This window comes from Microcystis sp. M31BS1 (assembly GCF_020245285.1).
GTDB lineage: Bacteria > Cyanobacteriota > Cyanobacteriia > Cyanobacteriales > Microcystaceae > Microcystis > Microcystis panniformis.
In genome coordinates this window covers 1-8,423 of the sequence record NZ_JADBVE010000360.1, presented here as the reverse complement: position 1 = coordinate 8,423, position 8,423 = coordinate 1, and the positions used below count along the sequence as shown (strand labels likewise).

The 8,423-nt window shown below is 43.8% G+C and carries 5 protein-coding genes; all 5 read left to right on the top strand.

Annotation, left to right across the window (positions count from 1 at the left end; all coding sequences use genetic code 11):
* Window positions 1-274 precede the first annotated feature (274 nt).
* Window positions 275-2,338 carry a serine protease gene (locus tag IM509_RS20275; protein ID WP_287717335.1) on the top strand — a complete coding sequence of 688 codons (2,064 nt, stop codon included), beginning with the start codon at window positions 275-277 and terminating at the stop codon, window positions 2,336-2,338.
* On the top strand, window positions 2,335-3,075 hold the full coding sequence (locus tag IM509_RS20270; RefSeq protein ID WP_185236744.1) for a FlgD immunoglobulin-like domain containing protein: 741 nt from the start codon (window positions 2,335-2,337) through the stop codon (window positions 3,073-3,075). Before IM509_RS20275 ends, IM509_RS20270 begins: the two co-directional genes overlap by 4 nt.
* Window positions 3,072-4,211 (top strand): hypothetical protein, encoded by a 1,140-nt coding sequence (locus IM509_RS20265; RefSeq protein WP_185236743.1) that lies wholly within the window; start codon window positions 3,072-3,074, stop codon window positions 4,209-4,211. The genes IM509_RS20270 and IM509_RS20265 overlap by 4 nt, the downstream gene beginning before the upstream one ends.
* Window positions 4,212-4,375: 164 nt before the next feature.
* Entirely contained in the window at window positions 4,376-6,427 is a 2,052-nt protein-coding gene (locus IM509_RS20260) for an NAD(P)H-quinone oxidoreductase subunit 5 (protein WP_104397469.1), read from the top strand.
* A 287-nt stretch (window positions 6,428-6,714) separates the two neighbouring features.
* The gene (locus IM509_RS20255) at window positions 6,715-8,064 is read left to right on the top strand and encodes an IS1380 family transposase (RefSeq protein WP_185236742.1); all 1,350 of its coding nucleotides are present in this window, start codon (window positions 6,715-6,717) and stop codon (window positions 8,062-8,064) included.
* Window positions 8,065-8,423: the final 359 nt, after the last annotated feature.

Here is an 8,423-nt window from a genome sequence, read left to right as displayed (position 1 = left end):
GGACTTGCGCTTTGATAATGTACCTTTTGGGCGAACGCAGTTCGCCCCTACATTGTGGACAAAATCCGTTACTGTAGGGGCGCAAAGCTTGCGCCCTCCGATCGATTGGGATATTATTCCCACGCAAGTCCCTTATCAAGGTAGCAGGGGGGATCAGAGGCAAAATCTATCTTCAATTTAATTATAACTACTTACTTAACTGACTAAGATGCAGCAATGTTCCTGACTCCATTGCTATCTGTTAACCTATAGATGAAATATTTTAAATCAGCTTATGAAAGTGGTGCGGCTGGCTTGGGTGTTAACTTTGGCATTGATGATCATGCCGCCGACAACAGTGGCACAAACACTAGAGCAGTTATGGCAACAGGGTGAAACCGCTCAAGCGCAAAAAAAATACCCGGAAGCCGAAAGAATCTGGCGACAAATTATTCAGCTTGATCCTAACAGTGCTGTGGCTTTTAGCAATCTCTGCGCTGCGCTATTCCGTCAAAATAAGTTAGACGAAGCACTGATTTTCTGTCAAAAAGCTCTCGCTCTCGATCCAAAACTTCCAGAAACCTACAAAAATATAGGTAATGTCCTATATTTCCAGAAAAAACTGACGGAAGCGGAGGAAATGTACCGTAGGGCGCTCGCTCTTGATGATAAGTATGTCGATGCCTACAACAATCTCGGTAACGTGCTGAGGGACCAGAAAAAACTGACGGAAGCGGAGGAAATGTACCGTAGGGCGATCGAGCTTGATGATAAGTTTGTCTATGCCTACTACAATCTCGGTAACGTGCTGTATGACCAGAAAAAACTGACGGAAGCCGAGGAAATGTACCGTAGGGCGCTCGCTCTTGATGATCAGTCTGTCCCTGTCTACAAAAATCTCGGTAACGTGCTGTATGACCAGAAAAAACTGACGGAAGCGGAGGAAATGTACCGTAGGGCGATCGCTCTTGATGATAAGTATGTCGATGCCTACTACAATCTCGGTAACGTGCTGGCAGTCCAGAAAAAACTGAAGGAAGCGGAGGAAATGTACCGTAGGGCGCTCGCTCTTGATGATAAGGCTGTCGATGCCTACAACAATCTCGGTAACGTGCTGAGGGCCCAGAAAAAACTGAAGGAAGCGGAGGAAATGTACCGTAGGGCGATCGCTCTTGATGATAAGTTTGTCTATGCCTACAACGGTCTCGGTAACGTGCTGGCAGTCCAGAAAAAACTGAAGGAAGCGGAGGAAATGTACCGTAGGGCGATCGCTCTTGATGATAAGTATGTCGATGCCTACAACAATCTCGGTAACGTGCTGAGGGACCAGAAAAAACTGAAGGAAGCGGAGGAAATGTACCGTAGGGCGCTCGCTCTTGATGATAAGCTTGCCCCTGCCTACATCGGTCTGGGTAACGTGCTGTATGACCAGAAAAAACTGACGGAAGCCGAGGAAATGTACCGTCGGGCCTTAGATTTACCGGATGATACTACTGGGATTCCTACTACCGCTCACATCTCTGCCCATAATAATTTGGGTCGGCTCCTACAGGAACAGGGCAAGCTAGAGGCAGCGATCGCTGAGTTCGAGAAGGCGACAAAAATCGATCCGAAGTTTGAATTTGCCAGCAATAACCTGCAAGAGGCCCGGCGCTTGTTATCGTTGCAGCAACAACCGGAGCAGATCATCGCTTTGAATAATACCGAATATTTACGCCAAGAGGATCCCCTCACCCGGATCAAGCGATCAATAGTTAAAATCAGTGTTGTCTTTACCGGTAACGCCAAGGGGACTGCCTACGGTACGGGTTATGTGGTCAAACGCCGGGGAACAACGGTGTGGATTATCACTAATCGTCATGTGGTGGTCGATCGCGACACGGAACAGAGGGGCGATAATCTGGAAGTGGAACCCTATTACGGCGAAAATCTACCCAACCTCCCGCGCGATCGTGCAAAGGCTAAAATAAGTCAGATCACCGAACCCCAAGAAAACTTGGATTTAGCTTTGCTGGAAGTCACGGGTTTACCAGACGATATCAGTCCTTTAACCTTTCATCAAGGCGAAATTAACCCAAAAACACGGATTTCTATCATCGGACATCCTGAATCAAAAGATTGGTCGAAGTACGAGGCGATTACCATCGGCATTCAGTCTAGTAGCGGCAATTTATTAATCGATGTGAGTCTGGCCGTGGGGGGGTCTGGTAGTCCAGTATTTGATCAGGAAATGCGGGTGATCGGATTGATGTTTAAAACGATTAACGAGTCCCAAATCGATTCTTCCGGTATCGGTTTCGCTTACCCAATCGATCGAGTTCTCCAAAAATTAGCTCAATGGCAGGTGGTTGTACCATGAAAAAATCATTTATTGTCCTCAACTTAACAATTCTTAGTCTTATTTTGGTCTCGCTCTTCCCTCCTATTCAAGCTCAAAACTGTGGTACGGGAAATACTAGATCTAGCAACTATATCCAGAGAGATAATGACAAGCGCTGTGAGGGAATAGCTCCGATCGATATTGCGGGCAGTTTTAGTCTTATTTCCCTTTCTATCGGCCGGATTCGGGAGATGACTGACTCCCTAAAGTTGGAAGTACCTAGTCGTAATAACCGAGCGCCGAAAGTGATAGTGCGTTCTGTGCCAAAAAATTATCAACTCGATCCCCTCACCTTGCGTCCCCAAGGTTCTCGCTATCAATTTAAATGGTCTAACTATGTTATTGATCGCGAAGATATCGCCCTTGAAAGTCTGCGGGCCACTGCCTCTATCAGTGACGGTAAATTGATCTATTTGCCAGTTATTTTTAATCAGGCAACAACCTACGATATCGTCCTTTTTGCTAATGTGCGTAGCCAGATCAAAGAATTACAAATTCTCCAGAACAACAAGGTTATCTATGAGACTTCTCGCCCTAACTGGCAACCAAAAGGGGAAATTTTCTTTACTTGGGATGGGCGTACTTCTGATGGTAAACTGGCTAAGGCGGGATTGTACGAATTGCGAGTCAAAGCTTTATTAGAACAAGATGATGCTCCTCCCAGAAATGCCCCGATTAATATAACTTTTGAACATAATCCCCAGTGGCTAAAATGAAGTCCAAGCATAATTTTAAAAGTTTCTGGCAATTTATCAGGAAAAATCTCAAGTTTTGCACAGTTTTTATAGTTACTCTAGCACTGGTTTTCCTGTCGATTTTTTGGGGAATTATCCCAGTTAAACAAAACTTTGAAGGCAATTTATTGGTAAAAAGCTTTAGTTTTACCTGTCAAGAAAACGAAAGTTTATTGCTCAAAGATGTCTATAATCTTTCCCAAATAGATCTATCGGGACTGAAAAAATTTACCCTCGCTGGCACCTTTAGCAGTCTTGCAGATCCCGAACTGAATAAACGAGAGCGACTAGAAATTGAATCAATCCGGGAAAATAGCACTTTAACAATTACCCCGACGGCGGATTTTATCCTGCAAGAACTCCGTTTACAAAAGGAAACTAGAGTTAAAAATCTCAAATACGCGCCTTTTGATAATCCTTTGGCTTTTAGTTTGCAGCCAAATTCTCAACCAGTAAATTTATCATTTAACCCTAGCGGCAACCCGATTAAAATAACTCTTTCTGGTTATAAAATTGCTAATTTACCCCAAAAAAAAGAGGATATTCCCCTCGAATTTAATCTCAGTACCACCGAATTTAAATTAGAAATACAACAAGCGATCGATGTTAATTTACAACTTTCTCAAGATAAAGAACAGCCTATTTTTTGGCGCAATATTAAAGTTAATAATGTTAGATTTGAGCGACCGATTATCACCGGTAATAATGTGAGAGATGACTTAGTGGAATCGACAATTATTTCTGGTAATATCCGGATGGCTCAACAGGATCTTAAGCTAGAAGAAAATCAATTCCTGATCGTCGAGAAACCGGGGGTAGAGATATTAAATCAGATAAAAATTATCCGAGAGGATAGTAACCAAAACCTCAAACTAAAAACCACGGGGGAAAACTTGCAGATTACCGAGGCATCACAAGGTTTAGAAGTGAGCGTTTCCGGCAATACCAACAGCATCCAAGTGGGGTTAAATCCGCGACTACCGATCGCCCAAATTCAAGGCAGTTTTTTATCCCGTTATCTTGGCAGCGAGGCGATCGTGGCGATAATTTCCTTTTCTGCTGGTTTGATTGTTTCCTTGCTTTCGTGGCTATTCGATAATTTTCCCGCTTCTCCCTAAAAATTACCGTCCCGCTCGCTAAACTGCCAAATTGATAAGATCCTTTGACCTTTCGCCGCCTTATTGAGCAAAACTAGGTATAAACACTTTCTTAAGAATTAACCTATGTCACAATAGATGAAGATAAACCAAATAGTGTGAAGTTGTAAACTAGGTATTACTGAATGGAACCGCTTTATCAGTACGCGTGGCTAGTTCCCGTCCTACCCTTGGTAGGCGCTACCCTAGTCGGTGCGGGCTTAATTTCCTTTAATGAAGTCACCAATCGTCTGCGACAGGTGAATGCTGTATTAATCATTTCTACCCTCGGTGCGTCGATGGTGCTGTCTTTTGCGCTGCTGTGGAGTCAAATCAATGGACACGCTCCCTACAACCAAATGATCGATTGGGCATCGGCGGGTAACTTTCACCTGAAAATGGGTTATACGATCGATCATCTCAGCGCTTTAATGTCGGTTATCGTCACCACCGTGGCCTTTTTGGTGATGATTTATACCGATGGTTACATGGCCCACGACCCCGGTTATGTGCGTTTTTACGCCTATCTGAGCATTTTTAGCAGTTCTATGCTCGGTTTGGTCATCAGTCCCAACCTCGTCCAGATCTACGTTTTCTGGGAATTGGTGGGGATGTGTTCCTATCTGCTAGTAGGTTTCTGGTTCACTCGTCCGGCGGCCGCCGAGGCCTGTCAAAAAGCCTTCGTTACCAACCGCGTCGGCGATTTTGGCTTATTACTGGGAATGCTGGGTCTTTTCTGGGCCACCGGTAGCTTCGAGTTTGATATCATGGGTGAACGTCTAGAGGAATTAGTCTCTTCTGGAGCCATTGCCGGCAGTTTAGCGGCATTATTCGCCGTTTTAGTCTTCCTTGGACCCGTGGCCAAATCAGCCCAATTTCCCCTTCATGTCTGGCTACCGGATGCCATGGAAGGTCCGACCCCGATTTCGGCCCTGATTCACGCCGCCACCATGGTGGCCGCCGGAGTTTTCCTCATTGCTCGGATGTATCCCGTTTTTGAGCCAATTCCCACGGCGATGACGGTAATTGCTTGGACGGGGGCCTTTACCGCCTTCCTAGGGGCAAGTATCGCCCTTACCCAGAATGATATCAAAAAGGGTTTAGCCTATTCCACCATCTCCCAATTGGGTTACATGGTTATGGCTATGGGTATTGGTGCTTATAGTGCGGGGTTATTCCACCTGATGACCCACGCTTATTTTAAAGCGATGTTGTTCCTCGGTTCCGGTTCGGTCATCCACGGTATGGAGGATGTGGTGGGTCATGAGCCGGTTTTAGCGCAAGATATGCGGATGATGGGCGGTTTACGCAAGTATATGCCCATTACTGCCCTAACTTTCTTGGTGGGAACTCTGGCCATCTGTGGGATTCCTCCTTTCGCTGGTTTCTGGTCTAAGGATGAAATTCTCGGTTTAGCTTTTGAGGCGAACCCAGCTTTATGGTTAATCGGTTGGGGTACTGCGGGTTTAACAGCTTTTTATATGTTCCGGATGTACTTTAACACCTTTGAAGGGGAGTTTAGAGGCACTAATAAGGAGATTAAACGCCGACTGTTAGCCAATGCGGGTGCGATTCCGGCTTTTGGACCGGGGGCAATGAATGTTAAGCAATTGGACTCGGAAGCGCAGGAAGAAGACAACCACGGCCATCATGCCCATGAACCCCACGAATCGCCAATTACGATGACTTTACCTCTAATGATTTTAGCGGTTCCTTCTTTGTTAATCGGTTTGGTGGGTAAACCTTGGCAGAATTTCTTCGAGGGTTTTATTCATGTTCCTAACGAAGTAGTGGAAGAAGTTCATGCTTTTGATTGGACAGAGTTTCTGATTATGGCGGGTAATTCGGTGGGGATTGCTTTAATCGGGATTACTGTCGCTTCTTTGATGTATCTCCAGAAGAAAATTGACCCCGCAACTATTGCGGAAAAATTCCCCGTTTTGTATCGTTTTTCCCTGAACAAATGGTACATTGATAATCTGTATGATCGGGTTTTTGTCCAGGGTTGTCGTCGTCTCGCACGGCAAATTATGGAAGTGGATTATCGCGTTATCGATGGGGCGGTGAATTTAACCGGTTTAGCTACTCTTGTCAGTGGTGAAGGTCTCAAATACCTCGAAAATGGTCGCGCCCAATTCTACGCTTTAATTGTCTTTGCCGCAGTTTTGGGTTTAGTAATTGTCTATAGTCTGGTGTAGATTTTTAATCGGTTGACTAAAGATTTTTAGGGGCGCAAAGCCCCTTTTTTTAGCTTTAAGTTCCCCTTTTTAAGGGGAATTTAGCCTGCATTATTCATGAGAGTAGGGTAAAAAACCCTGAAACGACTACCAGATATAAGTTACAGCGACTTGATCTCAACAACAGTCTGTTTTGTCTCTCCGTCACTGGGCTTTCAGGAAAGAAAATAATGGTTAAAAAAGCAGAAAAAAGGGGACAAAAAACTCTATAATTTTAGGGACAGTAAGAGTTAAAATTTTCGTTGATCATGACTGAGTTTTCTTCTCAACTTTCGCTAAACTTCTTTACCAAAAAACCTTTAGAAGCCAAGTTCTCTCGCCTTGATTTGAGTTCAGATGCGGGGGTACTTCTGGTTAGACAAGCAGAAGAACAACTGAAAATTTGTGAAGGATTAGCAGATTGTTTGGAGGATAATCGAGAGCCGGGTGAAGTAAAACATTCTCTGCATCAGTTAATTAGTCAACGAGTCTGTCGGATAGCATCGGGCTATGAAGATAGCAACGATAGTAACTATTTGCGTGACGATCCTATTTTTAAGATTGCTTGCGATCAAGTTCCGCTTCCAGGAGAAGAATTATTAGCTAGTCAGCCAACGATGAGTCGATGGGAGAATCAGGTAACAAACAGAGAAATCAAAGGAATGCGTCGCTTTTTTGTTGACCAATTCCTCAAAAGTTATTCACAACAACCAGAAGAAATATTGCTAGATATAGATGGCTGGGATGCTTTGACTCATGGGCATCAGCAACTAAGCTTATTTCATGGTTATTATGGACACTATATTTACTTTCCCGTATTAATTAATGAAGCTGCGAGCGGTTACCCGTTAGTTCTACAACTTCGAGCGGGAAATTCTCACCCAGGTAAAGGGGTAGCGGGGATACTAAGATGGCTATTTTGGCGGTTAAGAAAAGCGATGCCAGGAGTGAGAATTATTTTACGAGGAGATGCGGGCTTCTCCTTGCCTGAAATCTTGAAAGTTTGCGAACGCAGTGAAGTTAAATATGCGTTTGGTTATAGTAGTAATGCAGTCTTGAAACAAAAAATTAGTTATCTTCTGGATCAAGCAAGATTACAATATCATCGCACGGGAGAAAAAGCCCGATTATTTGATGATGTTTATTATGCGGCGGGGACTTGGAAAGAGCCACGACGAGTAGTAATGAAGGCAGAATGGTTAGAAAAAGGGGCTAACCCCAGATTTATCGTTACCAATTTACTCACAGATGCCCAAGAACTCTATGATGATTTTTATGTCCAAAGAGGAGCTAGTTCGGAGCATAGAATTAAAGAATTAAAACTAGGAATCAAAGCTGACAGACTCAGTTGTCAAAAATTTATTGTCAATCAGTTTCGTCTGTTTTTATCTCAAGCTGCTTATATTTTGATGCTGGGGATTCGGCAAGCAGCACAGGGGACAAGATTGGCAAAGGCGACAGTTTCTCGTTTAAAAGAAACTCTTATTAAAACTGCTGCAAAAGTTAGTGTTTCGGTCAGAAAAGTATTAGTTGAGTTAGCAGCTCATTGTCCATTTGCTTATGAAATTAGTCTAATTTCACAGCGACTTTCTAGTGGAGTTCAATTAATTTTTTTTTAAAGCCAAGCCTTCCTAGGATTATTGTATCTAAATGACAGTTTTAGTCGCTTTTTTAGGCTTTAATTGTTAATTTTGTGCGGTTGATTAAGGATTTTTACTTACTTATTTAACCCCAAAAAAAACTGGATGTAAATCCAGTTTTTCGGGTTCCTTGTTTTTTGGTTCATGAATAATGCAGGTTAGGGTTTGCGGCAAAAAGTACGGGCGAAGCATTCGGTTAGAAAATCTACGGTTTCACCGATAGGTTATTGCCCGAATGCTTCGCCCCTACAGGACGCGGGCCGATGAAGACGCAAGGTTTTGAACGACGATTCTCTCAAAATCTTGCACCTGTTTCGCTCGTAAAGCCACAAAACCCT